General features: G+C 60.5%; 18 protein-coding genes. 16 read left to right on the forward strand and 2 right to left on the reverse strand.

Features of this window, described 5'->3' with window-relative positions; genetic code table 11:
* Positions 1–17 precede the first annotated feature (17 nt).
* Positions 18–3401 carry a DUF3971 domain-containing protein gene (locus ASB65_RS05435; protein WP_060723260.1) on the reverse strand — a complete coding sequence of 1128 codons (3384 nt, stop codon included), beginning with the start codon at positions 3399–3401 and terminating at the stop codon, positions 18–20.
* A gap of 234 nt (positions 3402–3635) precedes the next feature.
* Here ASB65_RS05435 and bcp point away from each other — a divergent pair, with 234 nt between their 5' ends.
* From bcp to ASB65_RS05505, 14 genes are all read left to right on the forward strand, one after another.
* Positions 3636–4103, forward strand: coding sequence for a thioredoxin-dependent thiol peroxidase (bcp, locus tag ASB65_RS05440; RefSeq protein WP_003507937.1), 468 nt, complete (start codon positions 3636–3638; stop codon positions 4101–4103).
* Positions 4104–4117: 14 nt separating this feature from the next.
* Complete coding sequence (locus tag ASB65_RS05445) at positions 4118–4945, forward strand: ferritin-like domain-containing protein (protein WP_060723261.1); 828 nt, start codon at positions 4118–4120, stop codon at positions 4943–4945.
* A gap of 86 nt (positions 4946–5031) precedes the next feature.
* Entirely contained in the window at positions 5032–6330 is a 1299-nt protein-coding gene (locus ASB65_RS05450) for a M23 family metallopeptidase (protein WP_003507935.1), read from the forward strand.
* A 219-nt stretch (positions 6331–6549) separates the two neighbouring features.
* Positions 6550–8055, forward strand: a complete 1506-nt coding sequence (locus ASB65_RS05455) for a DEAD/DEAH box helicase (RefSeq protein ID WP_003507934.1) — start codon at positions 6550–6552, stop codon at positions 8053–8055.
* An 8-nt stretch (positions 8056–8063) separates the two neighbouring features.
* The gene (locus ASB65_RS05460) at positions 8064–8489 is read left to right on the forward strand and encodes an NUDIX domain-containing protein (RefSeq protein ID WP_020810920.1); all 426 of its coding nucleotides are present in this window, start codon (positions 8064–8066) and stop codon (positions 8487–8489) included.
* Between the two features lie 827 nt (positions 8490–9316).
* A complete protein-coding gene (locus tag ASB65_RS05465) occupies positions 9317–10444 on the forward strand; it encodes an ABC transporter substrate-binding protein (RefSeq protein ID WP_174014723.1) in 1128 nt (375 codons plus the stop codon).
* A 131-nt stretch (positions 10445–10575) separates the two neighbouring features.
* On the forward strand, positions 10576–11253 hold the full coding sequence (gene rpe / locus ASB65_RS05470; RefSeq protein ID WP_003507931.1) for a ribulose-phosphate 3-epimerase: 678 nt from the start codon (positions 10576–10578) through the stop codon (positions 11251–11253).
* Between the two features lie 61 nt (positions 11254–11314).
* Entirely contained in the window at positions 11315–11821 is a 507-nt protein-coding gene (locus ASB65_RS05475; protein ID WP_060723263.1) for a hypothetical protein, read from the forward strand.
* 81 nt (positions 11822–11902) lie between these two features.
* The gene (gene purB, locus ASB65_RS05480) at positions 11903–13210 is read left to right on the forward strand and encodes an adenylosuccinate lyase (RefSeq protein WP_060723264.1); all 1308 of its coding nucleotides are present in this window, start codon (positions 11903–11905) and stop codon (positions 13208–13210) included.
* Between the two features lie 81 nt (positions 13211–13291).
* Complete coding sequence (locus tag ASB65_RS05485; RefSeq protein WP_003507920.1) at positions 13292–13855, forward strand: alpha/beta hydrolase; 564 nt, start codon at positions 13292–13294, stop codon at positions 13853–13855.
* A 203-nt stretch (positions 13856–14058) separates the two neighbouring features.
* Positions 14059–14823, forward strand: a complete 765-nt coding sequence (gene purC, locus ASB65_RS05490) for a phosphoribosylaminoimidazolesuccinocarboxamide synthase (protein WP_003507919.1) — start codon at positions 14059–14061, stop codon at positions 14821–14823.
* A gap of 55 nt (positions 14824–14878) precedes the next feature.
* Positions 14879–15121, forward strand: coding sequence for a phosphoribosylformylglycinamidine synthase subunit PurS (gene purS, locus ASB65_RS05495; protein ID WP_003507918.1), 243 nt, complete (start codon positions 14879–14881; stop codon positions 15119–15121).
* Positions 15122–15141: 20 nt separating this feature from the next.
* Entirely contained in the window at positions 15142–15813 is a 672-nt protein-coding gene (gene purQ / locus ASB65_RS05500; protein WP_060723265.1) for a phosphoribosylformylglycinamidine synthase subunit PurQ, read from the forward strand.
* Between the two features lie 33 nt (positions 15814–15846).
* Complete coding sequence (locus ASB65_RS05505) at positions 15847–16296, forward strand: hypothetical protein (RefSeq protein ID WP_376903711.1); 450 nt, start codon at positions 15847–15849, stop codon at positions 16294–16296.
* Positions 16297–16653: 357 nt separating this feature from the next.
* Here the strand turns inward: ASB65_RS05505 and ASB65_RS05510 are convergent, their stop codons facing one another.
* Positions 16654–16959, reverse strand: a complete 306-nt coding sequence (locus tag ASB65_RS05510; RefSeq protein WP_060723266.1) for a DUF1127 domain-containing protein — start codon at positions 16957–16959, stop codon at positions 16654–16656.
* 93 nt (positions 16960–17052) lie between these two features.
* Here ASB65_RS05510 and ASB65_RS05515 point away from each other — a divergent pair, with 93 nt between their 5' ends.
* On the forward strand, positions 17053–18471 hold the full coding sequence (locus ASB65_RS05515) for a PLP-dependent aminotransferase family protein (protein ID WP_003507913.1): 1419 nt from the start codon (positions 17053–17055) through the stop codon (positions 18469–18471).
* 154 nt (positions 18472–18625) lie between these two features.
* Positions 18626–20860: a phosphoribosylformylglycinamidine synthase subunit PurL gene (gene purL, locus ASB65_RS05520; protein WP_060723267.1), complete on the forward strand. Its 2235-nt coding sequence runs from the start codon at positions 18626–18628 to the stop codon at positions 20858–20860.
* Positions 20861–20865: the final 5 nt, after the last annotated feature.

The raw sequence follows: 20865 nt of genomic DNA on the forward strand, positions 1-20865 counted from the left end.
CGCGAAAGCGGCCCTTTTTATTGGAACTCGAAGATCTGCCGGAAGACGCCGGGCGCGATGAGCGACAGCGGATTAATCGTCAGCTTCGGCTGGTCCGTCTGGCCTGACAGCTTGAAGGTAATGCCGAGCAGACCCCGGTCGCGGCCATTGCCAAGGAAGATGCCGATGAAAGGCAGTTCCCCGAACAGCCGGTTCAGACCATAGGCAGGCATGAAGGTGCCGGTCATGTCCATGCGGCCGCTCTGGTCCTTCAAGAGCCCCTGGAATGTCGCGCCGATCTGTTCACCGCGCACGACGCCGTTTTCCACCGCCACCGAACCGTTGACATAAACGAGGCGGGCAAAACCGCGCTGGAATTTTTCCGAACTGACATCGATATTGCGGCGCACCGCATTGTTGAGGCTCCTGCCGTCCTCACCCGTCGGTGTGGCGACGATGTCCTGCAGCTTGGCTTCGTTGACGACGGCAAAATTGCGCAGGTCGAGCGAGCCACTCCAGTCGCTGCCATTGGACGTCGTCAGCGCAAGATTGAGCAGGCCGCCGCGGATGCGGCTGTAGATATTGGCAAAACGGGCGAGCGAACCCGCATCGCTGCTGGTCAGCGTTACGGTTCCCGTCGCCCCGCGATTGGTGGTCTGGGCGACGACCGCCTGGCCGTTGCCGGTGACACCGCGGAAATCAACCGAGCGTACCTTGCCGTCCCGCACGCTGACATCGGCGCTGACATTGCCGAGGATTTCGTCGTTGAAACCGTAAACCTTGTCGAACTGCGCCTTGACGGAAAGTGTGGGCTGCGAGCGGGATGCGCCGTCGCTGCCGCTGGAGGGGCTGCGCAGCTTCGAAATGAAGGGCCTGAGATCGGCGGATTTGCCCGATGCATTGATGATATAGCCGTTCTTCGACGCGGCGACCGAAACGGCGTAATTGTCGGAGGGCGAGAGTTGCACGCGGCTGAGATCGGCGGAAATCAGCCCGTTCTTGCTGAAGGCGATATCGCCGGCAGCGCCGAAACCGTCACCATCGAGTGAGAAGTCGCTGATCGTCGTGCGCCCATCAGCCACTTCCATGGTCAAGGTGGCATTGGCGGGAAAGCCGATACCCTTGCTCCAGCCGAGCCCGGGCAGAATGATCGACGCCTTGGTCAGATCAAGCCGGATGTCCTGGCGTTTGGGGTCAGCGCCGTCGATTTCGATCGCCGTCGTGCCGCCGAGGACCGTGGACAGTTCAGGGGCGAGCTTGGCGACCTGCGTCTCATTGAGGGTTGCCTTCAGCGACAGTGTCGGCGCGATATCGCTCTTCTTGCGCACCGGCTCCGTCATCACGATGTCCATCGGCACGTCGTCCACGCGGCCCTTGCCCTCCAGTTTGAGCTGGCGGTCGTCCAACGTCATGAAGCCATCGAGAGCGGTCACCTTGTGGCCGGCGAAGGGCTTCGTCAGCGACAGGTTTTTCAGGTCGAGATCGGCCGTCCAGACCGGCGGCGGCGGGTTGTGGCTGGAAAGCAGGCCAACGGTGAGATTCGCGTGGGCTTTGACATCACCGGTGAAATCTTCCGGTTTGAACTGCGTGTCCTTGAGCGCATTGATGGGTTTGAGTGTCGCAAGCTCGGCCACGGCGTCGGCCGAACCTGAAACGTTCAACTCGAGATTTCCGAGCAGCGGCTTGTCGTAAACAGCGGAAATGAGAAAGCGGCTGTTCTCCAGCGCGAGCGAGCGGTTCGACGGGAAATAGGTGGTGCCCTGCTTGATATCGACGGCCATCTTGCCGCCGACAAGGTCAAAATGCGCATCGACATCGCGCAACGGTGGAATGTCGCCGGTGGTATTGAGACGCGTATCATCGATATCGAAGCGGATCTGCATTTCGCTTTCGCCCAGCACCAGAGGGCAGCCGGGGCCGCACATCCGTCCCTGCGGGATGAAGATCGCGATTGACCCATTGGTTACGGTGCCGCCGTAAAGATTGGATACCACCCAGTCGCGTGGTTTGTGCGCCATCCAGAACGGCCAGAGCTGCTTGACCGCCGTGGCCTCCATCTTCGGAATCTGTCCGCCGAAACTGATTTCCGGCGAGCCCTGGCCGAACCGGATTTTCAGCGATCCCGCCATGTCTCCGAGCGGGCCCGTGACATAAAGCGCGGGAACATCGAGCTGTTTCGTCGCCGCCGTAAAATGCCCGTCCGCCTTCAGGCTGAAAGGAACAGGGGCCTCCCCCGAAGCTTCGGACGAAGCAACGCCATTGTCGATCCGCAACGAAAGACCGAAGCCGTCTTCCGTATCGCTGATTTCACCGGCGACCGGAATAATAGTCCGGCCGAGCTCCAGCCGCGAATTGTCGATGACGAGGGTGCTTTTTGCAAAGTCATAATGCGCATTGACGGTGCCTGCCGTGAAGGTCTGGGCTTCGCCGCCAATCCGAAGCGTGCCGTTGCCCATGCCGAGGGAAACGTCCAGGCGCGGCTCCTGCCCCTGCGTGGCCCGCCGAGCGACAATGTTGACGCCTGTCTTGACGTTCAGACCTTCATGAAGATTGCCGTCGGGATCGTATTTTTCCAGGAACGGGCCGATATCGAAACCGTCGATGCGGGCCTCGAAGCCGTTGATCACGCCGCCCGCGCCGGAGGTTTTGAGCGACACGCTGGCAATTTCACCGTTAAACAGCGTTTCGCCATCAAGCGAATAGCCGCCCTGTTGATCCGGCGTCAGCGACAATTCGCGCACTTCGATGGTGCGCGGCTTGCCCAGCTCGCCGGGCGGCAGGTGAACCGAAACGCTGGAGATATCGATCTCCTCGGTTCCGCTGCTCAGGAAAGCCTGGGCGAGCTTGTCGAGCTGTCCGAAGGCATCCTGCAATTGCTGCGGTACGGCGTCGAGCTTGACGCTGGTGAGATCGAACCCGTTACCCTTGGGCAAAAGCGCGGTATCGAGCTCCATCCCGTCAGCTTCGAGGCTTTGCACCGAGACACGGCCGGTCAGAAGCGCAAGCGGATCGAGCGCCATGCCGATCGCTCGGGCCCGGCTCAGATGCTGGCCGGATTCCTTCTCAACGATATCCACGTCCTCAGCCACCAGCGCAAGGCGCAGCCCGGTGGAAAACCTGATCGCCGAAGAACCGATCCGCGCGCTGTAGTGTGGACCGAGCGCCTTTTCCAGCGCCTGCTGCGCCTGGCTGGAAAGCGTCGCATCGATCGATCCGGTCTCGACGGAAAGAATGATGCCGCCGATGGAGAGGAAGGCCAGCACGAAAAGCGCCGCGAAAATCTTGACGAAGGCTCGCACCATGGAGCGCGGCGCGGGGCAATGAACGATGATGGGATCTTCGGCCTGCGCCGAAGGAAGATCATGCAGCGCAATGATATCACGCCTGCCGAACTTGACCTTTTCACCCCTGACTTCAGCCATACGCCCTTGTTTGCCCTTGAATAGCTTTTGTTTCGCCGCAACACCGGAGCGGATGGCGAAAAGTATAAGCGGTTTCCGTCTGGAATCCCGCTCTAATTCTTTAGCCCAGATCACGATTGAGATTTAAGATCGTTTCGACCTCAAATCTCAATCGTGATCTGGACGACGCGCGGTTTCGCTATATATCGAATGTGGCGACTTTCACTCAACATCCCGGCGAAAGAAAGGTAGATTATGACAGACTTGACGATTGGCGGCACCGCTCCCGATTTTACTTTGCCCCGTAACGGTGAAGGGACGGTGACATTGTCCAAACTGCAAGGCAAGGCCGTCATCCTCTATTTCTACCCGAAGGACGACACATCAGGCTGCACCGCCGAAGCCATCGACTTCAGCGCGCTGGGCGGCGAATTCGAGGCCGCCAACGCCGTCGTCATCGGCATTTCGCCCGACAGCGTCAAAAGCCACGACAAATTCGCGGCAAAACACGCGCTCTCCGTCATGCTGGCCGCCGATGAGGAGAAGAAGGTGGTGGAAGCCTACGGCGTCTGGAAGGAAAAAAGCATGTATGGCAAAAAATACATGGGTGTCGAACGCACCACCTTCCTCATCGCGCCGGATGGAAAAATCGCGGAAGTCTGGAACAAGGTGAAGGTCGCGGGTCACGCGCAGGCCGTTCTTGAGGCCGTGAAGAAGCTCTGAGGGGCCAATCCGTCGTGACGCCCCCATTCAAGATCATTTCGCTCCGAGGCGGCGCGACGGATGCCATCGTGAGCGCCGATCTCGACAGAAAAACCGCGCTCGCGCAGGAAACGGCAACGCGCTGGTTTGCGCGCCGCCTGTCGCTGCGCTCCCCGCTCGACCCGCCGCTGCCCGAACGTCCAGGCAGGCCCGAGAAGCCGAAACTCGTGCCGCCAACCGCCGTGGAACGCCGCTCGCTTCACAGCGTCAAGGGACGGATCGCGCTGCTGCATGCCATCGCCCATATCGAACTCAACGCCGTCGATCTCGCACTCGACATCGTCGCCCGATATGCCAGCGAGCCCGTGCCGCATTCCTTTTTCGATGGCTGGATGCAGGTCGCCTTCGAAGAGGCAAAACATTTCCGGCTGGTGCGCGACCGCCTGAGAAGCCTCGGCGCCGACTATGGCGATCTGCCGGCCCATGACGGGCTCTGGCAGGCAGCGCATTCCACCCGCAACGATCTCACCGCACGGCTGGCGGTCGTCCCGCTCATCCTGGAAGCGCGCGGACTGGACGTCACCCCTTCCCTGCAGGCCAGGATGCGCGAGACCGGCGATCTCGAAAGCGCCGCCGTTCTCGACGTCATCTATAATGATGAAAAGGGCCATGTCGCCATCGGCGCGAAATGGTTCCGGTTCCTGTGCGCGCGTGAAAAGAAGGACCCGGCCGCAACTTTCAGGCAGCTGGTGCGCGCCAATTTCCGCGGCCCGCTGAAACCGCCCTTCAACGACCTTGCCCGAGCCGAGGCCGGTCTTACGCCTTCGTTTTACCGCTCGCTGACCGCCGTCAGCAATAGCTGACACCCGCAACTCACCTCCCGCAAAACTTCGTTAACCTTAACGAATTATGATTCCCCTTAAGAAATCGGCCAGTCCGGAGAGAGATTGTGACTGATACGGCGGAAAACCGGGTATTCGGCAAAAAGCGTGAGCCGCACGTGCTCATTCTCGCGCGCGGCGACAGGGTGCGGCACATGACCATCCGGCCGTGGATGGCGGCGCTTGCCGGCTGCACGATCGGCCTGTTTTCACTCGGCTATCTCGGCGCCACAAGCTATCTCATCTTGCGTGACGACCTCATCGGCGCGACCATGGCGCGCCAGACCCGCATGCAGAACGACTATGAAGACCGCATCGCGGCACTCCGGGCACAGGTGGACCGTGTCACTTCCCGGCAGCTGCTCGATCAGCAGGTTGTTGAAAAGAAAGTGGAAAAGCTGCTGGAACAGCAGGCGGCGCTAACCTCGCGGCACGGCCGCATGAGTGAATTGCTGGAGCGCGCCGAAAATTCCGGCATCGCCGCCTCCCCGGCCGCGCCCTCGTCTCTTTCGAACGCCATGGCGCCGGAAAAACGCGCTGACCTCTCCGGCGGCCTTTCGGCCATTGAAAAGCTGATGGCGCCACGCAGGCCACAGGCGGAAAAGCCCGCCACATCAGACAGACGCGCCGCGTATGTACCCGAAGCCGGCGAAACGCCATCCGATCGGGCCGATCGGGTGTTCTCCAAGGTGACACTGTCGCTGAAGGATATCGAACGCCAGCAGATATCGCGCATAGCCAGACTGACCAGCGACGCCGAAGACAAGGCGAACGCGATGCAGGACATCATCCGGCAGGCGGGCCTGAAAATCGAGGAAAGCGGCACGAACGACATAGGCGGTCCCTATGCCGATCCCGAGCGCGGTGAAGGCGATCCCTTCAACCTGTCGCTTACCAATCTCGACAATGCCCTGAATAGGCTCGACATCGTCAAGGAAACCGCAACCGCCCTGCCCTTCGGCAACCCTGCTCCCGGCCGGGCGATCACAAGCCGATTCGGCAACCGGATGGATCCGTTTCTCGGCCGCCCGGCCCTGCATACCGGCATCGATTTTCGCGCCGAGACCGGTGCTGACGTCAAATCCACCGGCGCGGGCAAGGTGACGGTGGCGGAAAACTCAGGCGGCTACGGCAATATGGTCGAGATCGATCACGGCCAGGGGGTCTCGACGCGATTCGGCCATCTCTCCGCCATTCTGGTGAAAGCCGGCGACAAGGTCGAAGCAGGCGACGTCATTGGCCGTGCCGGCAGCACCGGTCGCTCCACCGGTCCGCATGTGCATTATGAGGTGCGCCGCAACGATACGCCTGTTGATCCCATGCGGTTCCTGATCGCTGGAACGGAACTCAAAACCTATTTAAAATAGCAGCACGATTTTAATGCTTTTTTTGCGCTTTTTACGATAAATCGCTGAAATCTGCACCAAAGGCTGAGAAGCCCCGCCCGAACCCCGCTGTTTCGCGCGCTTTCCCCGTTGTTTCCTTGACTTTCCGGCAATTTGGGCATATCCCCGCGCCAAGTCTTTGCAAGTGCCGCAGCGGCACGCAGGTGTTCTTACCGAACCAGAACGGAAAAAGTTCTTCCTTTGACAACATTCTCTGATCTTGGCCTGAGCCAAAAAGTTCTTTCCGCTATTGCAGATGCCGGCTACACGACGCCGACACCCATTCAGGCTGGCGCCATTCCGCCGGCGCTGGAAAAGCGTGATATCTGCGGTATCGCACAGACCGGCACGGGCAAAACCGCGTCCTTCGTTCTGCCGATGCTCACCCTGCTCGAAAAGGGCCGTGCGCGCGCCAGAATGCCGCGCACCCTGATCCTCGAGCCGACCCGTGAGCTTGCAGCACAGGTGGCGGAGAACTTCGAGAAATACGGCAAGAATCACAAGCTGAACGTCGCCCTCCTCATCGGCGGTGTTTCCTTCGAAGACCAGGACCGCAAGCTGGAGCGCGGCGCCGATGTGCTGATCTGCACGCCCGGCCGCCTTCTCGACCATTGCGAGCGCGGCAAGCTCCTGATGACCGGCGTGGAAATCCTCGTCATCGACGAAGCCGACCGCATGCTCGACATGGGCTTCATTCCCGATATCGAGCGTATCGCCAAGATGATCCCCTTCACCCGGCAGACGCTGTTCTTCTCGGCCACCATGCCGCCGGAAATCCAGAAGCTGGCTGACCGGTTCCTTCAGAACCCGACCCGTATCGAAGTCGCCAAGCCTTCTTCCACGGCAAAGACCGTGACGCAGCGCATCGTCGCCGCGCACAACAAGGACTATGAGAAGCGCGCCGTGCTGCGCGATCTCGTCCGTGCCGAGGAAGCCGAACTCAAGAACGCGATCATCTTCTGCAACCGCAAGAAGGATGTGGCCGATCTGTTCCGCTCGCTCGACCGCCACGGCTTTTCCGTGGGCGCGCTGCATGGCGACATGGACCAGCGTTCGCGCACCACGATGCTGCAGAACTTCCGCGACGGAAACCTGTCGCTGCTGGTCGCCTCCGACGTCGCGGCACGCGGGCTGGATATTCCCGATGTCAGCCACGTCTTCAACTTCGACGTTCCCATTCATGCCGAAGACTATGTCCACCGCATCGGCCGTACCGGTCGTGCGGGCCGTTCGGGCAAGGCCTTCACCCTCGTCACCAAGAGCGATGCGAAATATCTCGACGCGATCGAAAAGCTGATCGCCGAGAAGATCGAGTGGCTGAGCGGTGACCTGTCCTCACTCCCCGCGCCCATGGAAAGCTTCGAGAGCAATTCCAGCCGCCGGGGGCCCAAGGAACGTGGCGGTAGAGGTCGCGACAGGAACCGTCGCGATGCACCCGCATCGCCGGTCGAAAACATCAATCAGGATGCACAGTCCGCTGTGGATACGGACATTGCGGCTCACGGAGAAGACAAGGTGAAGGCAGAACGCAGACCGGAAAAGACCCCGCGCAATTCCGAGCGCAACAGCCGCAACCAGCCGCACGCCAATGACGACAACCGCGACCGCCGCCGCCATTATCGCGACCACGACGATGGCCCGACACCGGTTGGTTTCGGCGACGACATTCCCGCCTTCATGCTGATCGTGGCCAACGCTAAGGCTTGACCAGCGCAATGGACAATATGACATCAACCATCAAGCCCGGCCTCGATTTTCCGGGCGTTGGTGTCGGCCTTGTCATATTGCGTAACGAGCGCGTACTTTTATGCCGGCGCCTGAAGGCGCCGGAAGCCGGATACTGGAGCATTCCGGGCGGCAAGGTCGATCACCTTGAAACTTCCCTCGCCGCAGCACGCCGCGAGGCCGAAGAGGAAACCGGCCTTGAGATCGGCGACGTCGAATTTCTCTGTCATAGCGAATTTATCGATACGCAAGACCGTCACCACTGGGTTTCGCTGATCTTCGTCACCCGCGACGCGCAGGGTGAGCCGGCATTGACCGAACCAGACAAACTTTCCGCCATCGGCTGGTTCGATCCGGGTGAACTTCCCGAACCCATCTCCGCCTTTGCCAGGGACGCCCTGGCCGCCCTGAAATAAGGCCGCACAAGCGGCCAACCGGCCCCGCCTGCAGGCAACAAGGGCGTTCGACGGGCAATTTCACACAGTCATACGATCTATACGCCGGAGTTGGATTTACCCTCTCCGCGCTATATCTTTTCCAGAAATACAAAAATGAAAGAACGTCTTTGCGCCAGGCTTTCAGAATTCAATTTAAAATTGCTTAAATTAGCTTCATGTAAAAAACCGCCCCAGTTGCCTGAAGCGGTTTATACGTAATGAAAAAAATAGAATATAGAATGTAATATAGTCTGGCAGTGCTTATAATCGGAACACTTTCCGAGGCCTGTTACAGCCAATTTCAGTCGTCCCCTGAAACAGTTACATCTAAGCTAATCATTTACTTTCCGTCAAGCAAATCTTCTCGCAAATGCGAAAAAAACATGGCGTAAAAGCGGTGAATAATTGGAAGGATTATATATTCGTCATATATATCAATAAATTATGCAATTGATAATAAAATGTGCATGTTTTTGTGCTGCACTCTGAAAAGCATAAACCTAGCTCAGTCTTTTCTAAACTGTGCTTATACGCGGCACATGTAATAGATTTATGAAGTAACGCAACTCACGGCAGGAACACGAAATACCTCCTCGTCCAGTCGGCGCAAAGGAGGAACAACTTCACCGCAAGAACAGCCGCGCCGTGAGACCGGTCGCGCGCAATTGCACCGAACGCAAACAATCAAAAGTTGTTGGACTGCTCCGCGCCCTCGAATCGGGCAACTTCCGATCAAAACCGCCGCCCTGCGCTTGGCGATATGCGATTAAGATGAAACCGCAGCGATTTTTCCTTTGGAAAACCGGTTGTTGCCGATAAACATCAAGCCGGGACAACAGGATTTCTATCGCGTCATGCTTTCACTTCGCCTGCTAACGATCATCGCCGGTTTTGCCTTCGCGGGCTCAGCAAGCGCGGCATCGATTGGCATTGTTGCCCCGCAGAACGGTCCTTACGAGCTTCTGGGCCAGCAGATGCGGCAGGGGGCGAAGGCGGCGGCGGCCAAGCTCGGGCTTGATGTCGTGGAAATCCACGAGAGCTGCGAAGACGGCAGCGGCGGCGCGATTGCCGATGGCCTCGTGGCGGCCAAGGTCAGCGCCGCGATCGGGTTTTTATGCACGGAGACGCTTCAGGGCGTTCTGCCGCCATTGAAAGCGGCCGCCATTCCCGCGATCACACTTTCCAGCCGCGCGCCGATCCTGATGGAAGATGCGCTGAAATACGGCTGGCCGCTCTTCCGCCTCGCCCCATCAGACCGGGCCGAATCGGACAGGATCGCCGAAGTCATCCTGCGCGACTGGAAGGGACACTCCATCGGACTTGTGGATGACGGCACGATCTATAGCCGCGAGCTGGTGGACCGCATCCGCTCGGCGCTCGAGGAAAACGGCCTCAAACCCACCTTCACCGATACGATGCGGCCCAACCAGGAACAGCAGGTAGCGCTGGTGCGCCGGCTGGCGCGCACCGGCATCTCCCATGTCTTCGTGGGCGCAGAGCGCAACGACGTCGCGATCATCGCCCGGGATGCCGCATCCGAAAACCTTCCCTTGACCATCATGGGCGGCGACGCCATGAACGCCGCCAACAACCCGGTTCCCCTGGTCGCGAATGTGCTGGCCGTCACGCGCCCGGCCTATGACGCCCTACCCTCCGCCCAAGCCATCGCCGGCGAATTGCGGGGCGCAGGCATCGAACCTGAGGGCTATATCCTGCCCGCTTATGCCGCGGCCGAACTCACCGCCGCCCTTGCAGAGGCAGTGCAGGCGCAGTCGAAACCCGGGCCGGAAATATTGGCTGGCGGCGCCGTCTTCAAAACCGTCATCGGCGATCTCGGCTTCAACCCGTCACACGACCTTTCCGACAATCCCTATCGCCTGCAGCGCTGGAACGGCCAGCGTTTCGAACCGGCGGACAAGGCGGAAAGACAATAGGCAACGCGGCAGCAACGGAAATTCGATGAAACGCGGCTGAAAACCGCCGGCAACCGCGCGGCCAGCCGTTTCAAACCCGGATACTTGATGTTAAAGGCAGCTTACGCAACGCGTCGAGAGGAGTTTGCCCCATGTCCCTGCCCATCCGCATAGCCCCTTCCATTCTGGCTGCCAATTTCGCCAAGCTCGGACAGGAAGTCGCCGATGTCACGGAAGCAGGCGCGGACTGGATCCATCTCGATGTGATGGATGGCCATTTCGTCCCCAATATTTCCTTCGGCCCTGATGTCATCAAGGCGCTGCGCCCGCACAGCATGGCGTTCTTCGACTGCCATCTGATGATCGCACCCGTTGATCCCTATCTCGAAGCCTTCGCCAAGGCCGGCTGTGACAGCATCACCGTGCACGCGGAAGCAGGGCCTCACCTGCACCGCTCGCTGCAGACGATCCGCGGGCTCGGCAGGAAGGCCGGCGTGACGCTGAACCCCGCCACGCCGCTTTCGGTTATCGAGAACGTGCTTGATGATGTCGATCTCGTCCTGATCATGAGCGTCAATCCCGGTTTCGGCGGGCAGAAGTTCATTCCGGCCATGCTCGACAAGATCCGCGCGGCAAAGGCAATGATCGGCGACCGGCCGATCGAACTGGAAGTGGATGGCGGCGTGACGGCGGAAACCGCGGGCGCAATCGTTGCCGCCGGTGCGAATGCGCTGGTGGCCGGCTCGGCCGTCTTCAAGGGCGATGGCGTCGCCGACTACCGCAAGACCGTCGCTCAGTTGCGTGCGGCGGCGGAAGCCGGGCGGACGTAGCCCGCCACCGCTGAATGCGGACAGGCCGGAGACGGCACAGCAAGGCGTTGGGGGGATTTTCATGGGAAGCGACAGGCGGGGGTTCCGGGACACGGCTTCGGCAGCGCTATTTACGCTGCTCGGCGCGTTTGTCTGGGCCCTCTGCTCAGCCGCGGCCGCCGCCATCGGCCTCTATGTCAGGAACCGGCTGGAAACCGACCACGCCACCGACATAATCACGCTTTTCTTCGTGGGCGGCCTTTTCGGCTGGATGCTAGCCATGGCCGCGTTGCACTTCCTCCCCCCGTCCACCGCCCTGCCGCTGCGTTTCGCGGCGGCCTGTCTTGCCATCGCTTTTTTCACGCTGGCTATCGCGGCGGCGTTCTTCGCTTTCGAGTACCGGATTTTCTATGCGCAATGGCACGCGCCGGCATTCTCCCGCATCTGGTTTTTCCAGCAACTCTTCACATCGCTCGGCGCGATTTACCAGTTCTGCGTTCTGGGTCTTGGATTATATCTACCCTTTGCCGCCGTTCCGCTCCTGCCTGCGGGTGCATTCCTTTGCCGACGTGCGCAACGAGCAACATAGGCATGTGGCTTGATAGATTGAGATTACCGGAACACTTTGCTAAACGGGCAGCAAAATTCCTCCACAAAGAAAGTCATTGCCATGATCCCTCGTTACTCCCGGCCGGAAATGGTCGCCATCTGGTCGCCGGAAACAAAGTTCCGCATCTGGTTCGAGATCGAGGCACATGCCTGTGACGCGCTGGCCGAACTCGGCGTCATCCCCAAGTCGGCTGCCCAGACCATCTGGGAAAAGGGCGGCAGCGCCACCTTCGACGTCGCCCGCATCGATGAAATCGAAGCCGTCACCAAGCATGACGTCATCGCCTTCCTCACCCATCTTGCCGAATTTGTCGGTCCCGACAGCCGTTTCGTGCATCAGGGCATGACCTCGTCGGACGTGCTTGATACCACGCTCAACATCCAGCTCGTGCGCGCCGCCGATCTTCTGCTCGCCGATATGGACCGGGTTCTGGCAGCGCTGAAAACCCGCGCCTTCGAACACAAGAACACGGTGCGCATCGGCCGCAGCCACGGCATCCATGCCGAGCCCACCACCATGGGTCTGACCTTTGCCCGCTTTTATGCCGAGATGCACCGCAACCGCGAGCGCCTCGTCAATGCCCGCGCCGAAATCGCCACGGGCGCGATCTCCGGCGCCGTCGGCACCTTCGCCAATATCGATCCGCGCGTCGAAGAACATGTCTGCGAAAAGCTCGGCCTCATCCCCGAGCCGGTCTCCACGCAGGTCATCCCGCGTGACCGCCACGCCATGTTCTTCGCGACCCTCGGCGTCATCGCCTCGTCGATCGAAAACGTCGCCATCGAAATCCGCCACATGCAGCGCACCGAGGTTCTGGAAGCGGAAGAGTTCTTCTCGCCGGGCCAGAAGGGTTCGTCCGCCATGCCGCACAAGCGCAACCCGGTTCTGACCGAAAACCTCACCGGCCTTGCCCGGCTGGTGCGCATGTCCGTCGTTCCGGCAATGGAAAACGTTGCACTATGGCACGAGCGCGATATCAGCCACTCCTCGGTCGAGCGCGCCATCGGCCCCGACACGACCGTCACGCTCGACTTCGCGCTGAACCGTCTGGCCGGCGTCATCGAAAAGCTGGTGATCTACCCGGACAACATGCTGAAGAACATGAACAAGTTCCGCGGCCTCGTGCATTCGCAGCGCGTTCTGCTGGCGCTGACGCAGGCAGGCGTTTCCCGCGAGGACGCCTATCGTCTCGTCCAGCGCAACGCCATGAAGGTGTGGGAACAGGGCGCCGACTTCCTTGAGGAACTGCTGGGCGACGAGGAAGTGCGCGCCGCACTTCCCGAAGAGGTCATCCGCGAAAAGTTCGACCTCGGTTACCACACCAAGCATGTCGACACGATCTTCACCCGCGTCTTCGGCAACGCCTGAGACTTGAGCTGAGTAAGAGACCTTGAAGTTAATGTCGCCGCGACCTTGATCGCGGCGGCATCACAACACAGATATGGGCGCATGAAAGTTTCAGAAGCAGATATCCTGATCGTCCCCGGTTATACCAATTCCGGCCCCGACCACTGGCAGAGCCGCTGGGAGCGCAAGCTTTCCACCGCCCGTCGCGTCGAGCAGGCCGAATGGGCCAAACCCGTGAAGGAAGATTGGGTCGCCCGGCTGGTGGAAGAGGTCAACGCCTCCACCAAGCCCATCGTCCTCGTCGCCCATTCCCTTGGCGTGCCGACCGTCATCCACGCCCTGCCGGAAATCGGCAAGAAGGTGTCCGGTGCGCTGTTCGTTGCGCCGCCCGATGTCGCCAATCCCGATATCCGGCCCAAGCACCTGATGACCTTCGGGCCTTACCCGCGCGATCCGCTGCCTTTCCCGACGATCACCATCGCCAGCCGGAACGATCCTTTCGGCTCCTATGAACACGCCGATGACATTGCCGCCGCCTGGGGTTCGTTGCTGATCGACGCCGGCATGTCCGGCCATATCAACAGCGAGTCCGGCCATGGTCCGTGGCCGGAAGGCGGCATGGTGTTCGCCCAGTTCCTGAGCAGGCTGAAGGCTGTCGAGCCCTGACGGCGGCGGCCGTGCGGGCCGCCTCCCCTTCGATCTGCCCCGGAAGCCCATTTTCCGGGTGCCGCGGTTTCTCCGGCCTGTCACAAGAATTGAAGGGAAATATGCGAGCCGCATTGTAGAATGCACTCTTTTCCTTTATGGGACCGCTTCAAAGACCAAACGCAACGCCACCAGAATCGGCGTCAACCAAGAGACCTGCAATTATGAACCGTCGCCGCCGTATTTACGAAGGCAAGGCCAAGATCCTCTACGAAGGTCCGGAGCCAGGCACGCTTATCCAGTTCTTCAAGGACGATGCGACCGCCTTCAACAAGAAGAAGCATGAAGTCATCGACGGCAAGGGTGTGCTGAACAACCGTATCTGCGAATATGTCTTCACGCATCTGAACAAGATCGGCATTCCCACCCACTTCATCCGCCGCCTCAACATGCGCGAGCAGCTGATCAAGGAAGTGGAGATGATCCCGCTTGAGATCGTCGTGCGCAATGTCGCCGCCGGCTCGCTCTCCAAGCGCCTCGGCATCGAGGAAGGCGTGGTGCTGCCGCGCTCGATCATCGAGTTTTATTACAAGTCGGATGAGCTGGAAGACCCGATGGTCTCGGAAGAACACATCACGGCTTTCGGCTGGGCCAACCCCGCCGAGCTTGATGACATCATGGCGCTCGCCATCCGCGTCAACGACTTCCTGTCCGGCCTGTTCCTCGGCGTCGGCATCCAGCTCGTCGATTTCAAGATCGAATGCGGCCGGCTCTTTGAAGGCGACATGATGCGCATCATCCTCGCCGATGAGATTTCGCCAGACAGCTGCCGCCTGTGGGACATCGAGACCCAGAAAAAGATGGACAAGGACCTGTTCCGCCGCGATATGGGCGGACTTGTGGAAGCCTATTCCGAAGTGGCGCGCCGTCTCGGCATCATCAATGAAAACGAACCGATCCGCGGCACCGGTCCTGTCCTGGTAAAGTAATATCGGCCTCGTGAAGTAATATTGGCCTAACAAGGTAAAATCAGGAGAAGATCAGGTGATCAAGGCACGGGTGACTGTTACGCTGAAGAACGGCGTTCTCGATCCGCAGGGCAAGGCAATCGAAGGCGCGCTCGGCAGCCTCGGTTTCGGTGGCGTCGGCCATGTCCGTCAGGGCAAGGTCTTCGATCTGGAGCTGGAAGGCGCCGACAAGGCCAAGGCCGAGACCGACCTGAAGGCGATGTGCGAAAAGCTCCTGGCCAACACGGTCATCGAAAACTACGCTATCGCCATCCTCTGAAGCCGCAGGAGCCGCCGTCCATGAAATCCGCTGTCGTCCAACTTCCCGGCCTCAACCGCGACCGCGACATGATCGCGGCGCTGACGAAAATTTCCGGAAGCGCGCCCGTCACCATCTGGCAGACGGAAACGGATATTCCCGATGTCGATCTCATCGTCATTCCGGGCGGCTTCTCCTATGGTGACTACCTGCGTTGCGGCGCCATCGCCGCGCGCATGCCGGTCATGCAGGCCATCCGCGAAAAGGCCGAAAAAGGCGTCAAGGTTCTCGGCGTCTGCAACGGCTTCCAGATTCTGGTCGAAGCCGGCATGCTGCCCGGTGCGCTGATGCGCAACGCCTCGCTGAAATTCGTCTGCCGTGAAGTGAAGCTCGAAGTCGCCAACAACGACACCGATTTCACACGCGCTTACGACAAGGGCCAGATCCTGCGCTGCCCAGTCGCCCATCATGACGGCAACTATTTCGTCGAAGCCGAAGAGCTGAAGGCGCTGGAAGGCAACGGCCAGGTGGTGTTCCGTTATGCCGAGGGGACCAACCCCAACGGCTCGCTGAACGACATTGCCGGCGTCATCAACGCCAGGGGCAATGTTCTCGGCATGATGCCGCATCCGGAAAACCTCATCGAAGCCGCCCATGGCGGCAATGACGGCCGCGGCCTCTTCGCTTCGGCGCTCGGCGTCATCGCAGCCTGATAGACCGGGCGGGCTTCAGGCCCGCCTTTTTTGATGCCGGCTTTCGGCGCTGTTTCGGCTTTTCTTCTGGATGACCTGATGCCCCGTCTTCTTCGACACAATGCCCATAAAGCCGCCGGATTGATCCTCGCTGCCGCCGCACTTGCCGCCTGCCAACCGAAACCGCAGCCGGCTGCCTCCGTCTCCCGCGCGGCCCTGCCGACCATGGAACGGATCGCGCTTGGCGCGAATGCCTGCTGGTTCAAGTCGGGCGATGCGGCCTTCAAGGCCTATCGTCTGGCCCCTGAACTCAACTCCTTCTCCGGCCGCCCGCGCATCCTGCTCGTGCCGCGCAACAGCCCGGAATCGCGCCCCATGCTGGTGGTTCAGGCCGAAGGCAATCCGGCAAAGCTCGACGCTTTCGGACCCGTGATGAACGAAGCCATTTCCGGCCGCATCGCAACCGACGTCAAGCGCTGGGCGAACGGCGGCAAGGGCTGCTGATCGACAAGCGCGGAAACGGTCCGCGGCGGGCGCATCGGTTAGTTCTTAGCTTGGGATGCATCGTTTCTATCCTCATCCCTGTGCTTGTCACAGGGATCCAGCCAGCCCAAGTCCTTGGGCTGAGAGGAGTCCTTCCGTCGCGCAGACGCGCATCGGCTGGATTCCTGTGACAAGCACAGGAATGAGGGACACGGATGTGCCGGCGCAAGAAATCCCTGTAACGTACTTGTCGATTTGGCAAAGAGGCTCTCGGCAATCCATTAAAAAAACCCGCCAGCGCCGGTTGGGAGTGGCGCGGCGGGCTGCCGAATGGCTTGATGGTGCCGGGGAAAGAAGGCACCGCTCTCCGACAAAAAATCAAAGCGACCGGGAGGGCCAGGAGAGAAGCCGCGATTTTGCGGCCTCGTTGAGGGCCTCATCCCGCGTAACGCCGATATCCTCCAGAAGATCGTCGGACAATTCCCGCAAAGCGAGCCGTCCCTGCCGTTTCCGGTGCCAATTGAACAAGCCCGCAATCAGGCGACCAATAAGCGTGTGGGCGATCTTGGCCGGAAAGGGCGCCGGTGCGACCATGTCGCCGGCATCGCGGAACACGCGTTCCCGTTCGTAGCCATCAGGATAGAGTGTATCCGCTGTCGAAAGGTATTGATCCATCTTGCGCATATTGCACCTATTGTCTCCGTTCGTTGATCCTCAATTAATGCAGACAATAAATACAATTGACTTCCAGACAGATACAATGCATAAATTGTCACCATGACAAATTGGCTTCCTGACATCACCGAGGGCGACGGCCCGATTTATCTTCGCCTCGCCGACAGTATTGAAGGCGCGATTTCCGACGGCACCCTGCAGGCCGGCTCGAAACTGCCGCCCCAGCGCAATCTTGCTTACGATCTCGGTGTGACAATCGGTACAATCAGCCGGGCCTATGCGCTCATCCACGAACGTGGCCTCGTCAGCGGTGAGGTCGGACGCGGCACCTATGTCAATGAGCGCAAGACCCCTGCCCCCTCATTGCCCCTGGAACCGGCAGCGGCGGCCTTCGGCAGCACACGCCACGCCATCGACAGCAGCGCCGAATTCAGGCTGAACACGACGGCGGCACCGGATGTCGGCCAGAGCGGGCTGATCGCCCGGCACATCGAGGCCGTCACCCGTGAGCATGCGTACGATATCACCAATTACGCCCGCTCCTTCCCCGACAGCTGGTGCATGGCGGGCGTTCGCTGGCTTTCCCAGAACGGCTGGTCGCCGAAACCGGAAAACATCGTCTCGACGCTCGGCGCCCATGCGGCGGTGATGAGTGTGGTGACGGCGATGACCGCGCCGGGCGACCGTATCGTCTTCGAACCCGTCACCTATTCCCACATCAGCCGCAGCGCCGCCCTTGCCGGTCGGCGGGTGACGCTGGTGGAAGCGGATGAGAACGGCATTGTCCCTGATGATTTCGAGCGCGTCTGCGCCCAGCAGCATCCGAAGATGATCTTCCTGATGTCGGCCGGCCAGAACCCGACCTGCGCCACCCTGCCGGAAGAGCGCCGCCGCGCGATTGCCGATATTGCCCGCCGTTACGGCGTGTGGATCATCGAGGACAATCTCTACGGCGCGATGACCCGCGAGGCGATCCCGCTGATCGCCGAATTTGCGCCCGATATCACCTTCGTGGTCGGCGGCCTGTCGAAATCCGTCGCCGCCGGCGTGCGCGGCGGCTGGGTCGCCTGTCCAGCGCAATATTCCTCTCGTATCCGCATTTCCCACTCGATGCTGACGGGCGGCCTGCCCTTCATGCTGGCCGAGTTGAACGCGCGCCTCGTCAATAGCGGCGACGCCGATGACATTCGCAAGGACTGCATCGCAGAAATCAATCAACGCGAAGCGATTGCCCGGCGGGCCTTTGCCGGACTGGATTTCAATTCGCTGCCGGATATCGCCTTCCTGTGGCTGAGACTGCCCGAACCCTGGCTTTCCGGCACCTTCCGCAATGCGGCGATGAAGGAAGGCGTGCTGATCGACGACGAGGACGAGTTCAAGGCCGGACGGACGGACAAGGTTTTCCACCGCGTCCGCATCAGCTTTTCAGGCCCCTCCACCCGCGAGGAACTGACGCATGCCTTCGGCGTCCTCCGCCACCTGCTCGATAATGGCTCCGCCGGATATGAGAGCGTGGCATGACCCGATGTGCGTTGGCGCGCAGACCGTGCGCCGCCAGCGAATAACGGCATAAACCGCCAATTAACCGGCAAAACAGCGCATTTTCCTGTCGCGCCATTGAGCCTCTTGCGCTAAAGAACCGGAAACTTTCCTCGGCTCGAACCGCGTGAGACCTATGTCGATTCCAAATTCCATCAAGATCACCCCGGAACTCGTTGCATCCCACGGGCTGAAGCCCGACGAATACCAGCGTATCCTCGACCTGATCGGACGGGAGCCCAGCTTTACCGAGCTTGGCATCTTCTCGGCCATGTGGAACGAGCACTGCTCCTACAAGTCTTCCAAGAAGTGGCTGAAGACCCTGCCGACAACAGGTCCGCGCGTCATTCAGGGCCCCGGCGAAAACGCCGGCGTGGTTGACATCGACGATGGCGACTGCGTCGTCTTCAAGATGGAGAGCCACAACCACCCGTCCTATATCGAGCCCTATCAGGGTGCGGCGACCGGCGTCGGCGGCATCCTGCGTGACGTCTTCACCATGGGCGCACGCCCGATCGCCGCCATGAATGCGCTGCGTTTCGGCGCGCCTGACCATCCGAAGACCCGCCACCTCGTGGCTGGCGTCGTCGCCGGTGTCGGCGGATACGGCAACTCCTTCGGCGTGCCGACCGTCGGCGGCGAAGTGGAATTCGATCCGCGTTATAACGGAAACATCCTCGTCAACGCCTTTGCTGCTGGCCTTGCCAAGTCCAATGCGATCTTCCTTTCGGAAGCCAAGGGCGTCGGCCTGCCGGTGGTATATCTCGGTGCAAAGACCGGCCGTGACGGTGTCGGCGGCGCGACCATGGCGTCTGCCGAATTCGACGAGTCCATCGAAGAAAAGCGCCCGACCGTTCAGGTCGGCGACCCCTTCACCGAAAAGTGCCTGCTGGAAGCCTGCCTCGAACTGATGAAGACCGGCGCGGTCATCGCCATTCAGGACATGGGTGCTGCTGGCCTCACCTGCTCGGCTGTCGAAATGGGCGCCAAGGGCGACCTCGGCATTGAGCTTGATCTCAACGCCGTACCGGTGCGCGAAGAGCGCATGACGGCCTACGAAATGATGCTATCGGAAAGCCAGGAGCGCATGCTCATGGTTCTCGAGCCCTCCAAGGAAGAGGTCGCCAAGGCGATCTTCGTTAAATGGGGTCTGGACTTCGCCATCGTCGGCAAGACCACCGACGACCTGCGCTTCCGCGTGCTGCACAATGGCGAGGAAGTCGCCAACCTGCCGATCAAGGATCTCGGCGATCAGGCTCCGGAATATGACCGCCCGTGGACGCCCGCCAAGGTTCAGGCGCCGCTTTCGGAAACCGACGTACCTTCGGCCGATATTGCCGATGCGCTGGTTTCGCTGGTCGGTTCGGCCAACAACTCCTCGCGCCGCTGGGTGTACGAACAGTACGATACGCTGATCCAGGGCAACTCCCTGCAGCTGCCGGGCGGCGATGCCGGCGTGGTTCGCGTTGAAGGCCATGACAAGAAGGCGCTTGCCTTCTCCTCCGACGTGACGCCGCGTTATGTCGAGGCTGACCCCTTCGAAGGCGGCAAGCAGGCCGTTGCCGAATGCTGGCGCAACATCACCGCAACCGGCGCCCTGCCGCTGGCGGCCACCGACAACCTCAATTTCGGCAATCCCGAAAAGCCGGAGATCATGAGCCAGCTCGTTCATGCCATCAAGGGCATCGGCGAAGCCTGCCGCGTGCTGGAGTTCCCGATCGTTTCCGGCAACGTCTCGCTCTATAACGAGACCAACGGTCAGGCGATCCTGCCCACCCCCACCATCGGCGGCGTTGGCTTGCTGAAGGATTGGGGCCGCATGGCGCGCATCCGCTTTGCCGCTGCTGAAGAAGTGGTGCTCTTGGTCGGCGCGCCTGCCGGTCTCGGCACCCACATCGCCCAGTCGGTTTACATGCGCGACATCCATGGCCGCATCGATGGCCCGGCACCGCACGTCGATCTGGCAGCCGAGAAGAAAAACGGCGATTTCGTCCGCACGCTCATCACCGATGGCCTTGCGACAGCGGTTCACGATTGCTCCTCGGGCGGTCTGGCGCTTGCGGTTGCCGAAATGGCAATTTCCTCCGGCATCGGCGCGACGATCGATGCGGTCGAAGGCCACAATCCGGTCCTCACCTTCTATGGCGAAGACCAGGGTCGTTACGTCCTGACAGTAAAGAAGACAGATCTCGACAAGGTCCAGGCAGCGGCGAAGGCGGCGGGCGTTTCCTGCCCCGCAATCGGCGTTACCGGCGGTGCGAGCGTAAAGCTGGGCACGGCGCGGGCTGTCGAGATTAAAGAATTGCACTTGGCCTATGAATCGTGGTTCCCTCAATTCATGGACGGCGAAACTTTGCTCGCCGCAGAATGAATTAA

Origin of the sequence: Agrobacterium tumefaciens str. B6 (genome assembly GCF_001541315.1) — a bacterium.
Classification (GTDB): Bacteria; Pseudomonadota; Alphaproteobacteria; order Rhizobiales; family Rhizobiaceae; genus Agrobacterium; species Agrobacterium radiobacter.

What these genes read in the sequence shown, in the direction of transcription:
- ASB65_RS05505 (WP_376903711.1), top strand. Translation starts at nt 15,847, where the DNA reads ATGCCGGCTTTCGGCGCTGTTTCGGCTTTTCTTCTGGATGACCTGATG.
- purB (WP_060723264.1), top strand. Translation starts at nt 11,903, where the DNA reads ATGATCCCTCGTTACTCCCGGCCGGAAATGGTCGCCATCTGGTCGCCG.
- ASB65_RS05485 (WP_003507920.1), top strand. Translation starts at nt 13,292, where the DNA reads ATGAAAGTTTCAGAAGCAGATATCCTGATCGTCCCCGGTTATACCAAT.
- purQ (WP_060723265.1), top strand. Translation starts at nt 15,142, where the DNA reads ATGAAATCCGCTGTCGTCCAACTTCCCGGCCTCAACCGCGACCGCGAC.
- ASB65_RS05460 (WP_020810920.1), top strand. Translation starts at nt 8,064, where the DNA reads ATGGACAATATGACATCAACCATCAAGCCCGGCCTCGATTTTCCGGGC.
- ASB65_RS05435 (WP_060723260.1), bottom strand. Translation starts at nt 3,401, where the DNA reads ATGGCTGAAGTCAGGGGTGAAAAGGTCAAGTTCGGCAGGCGTGATATC.
- rpe (WP_003507931.1), top strand. Translation starts at nt 10,576, where the DNA reads ATGTCCCTGCCCATCCGCATAGCCCCTTCCATTCTGGCTGCCAATTTC.
- ASB65_RS05515 (WP_003507913.1), top strand. Translation starts at nt 17,053, where the DNA reads ATGACAAATTGGCTTCCTGACATCACCGAGGGCGACGGCCCGATTTAT.
- purC (WP_003507919.1), top strand. Translation starts at nt 14,059, where the DNA reads ATGAACCGTCGCCGCCGTATTTACGAAGGCAAGGCCAAGATCCTCTAC.
- purL (WP_060723267.1), top strand. Translation starts at nt 18,626, where the DNA reads ATGTCGATTCCAAATTCCATCAAGATCACCCCGGAACTCGTTGCATCC.
- ASB65_RS05510 (WP_060723266.1), bottom strand. Translation starts at nt 16,959, where the DNA reads ATGCGCAAGATGGATCAATACCTTTCGACAGCGGATACACTCTATCCT.
- bcp (WP_003507937.1), top strand. Translation starts at nt 3,636, where the DNA reads ATGACAGACTTGACGATTGGCGGCACCGCTCCCGATTTTACTTTGCCC.
- ASB65_RS05475 (WP_060723263.1), top strand. Translation starts at nt 11,315, where the DNA reads ATGGGAAGCGACAGGCGGGGGTTCCGGGACACGGCTTCGGCAGCGCTA.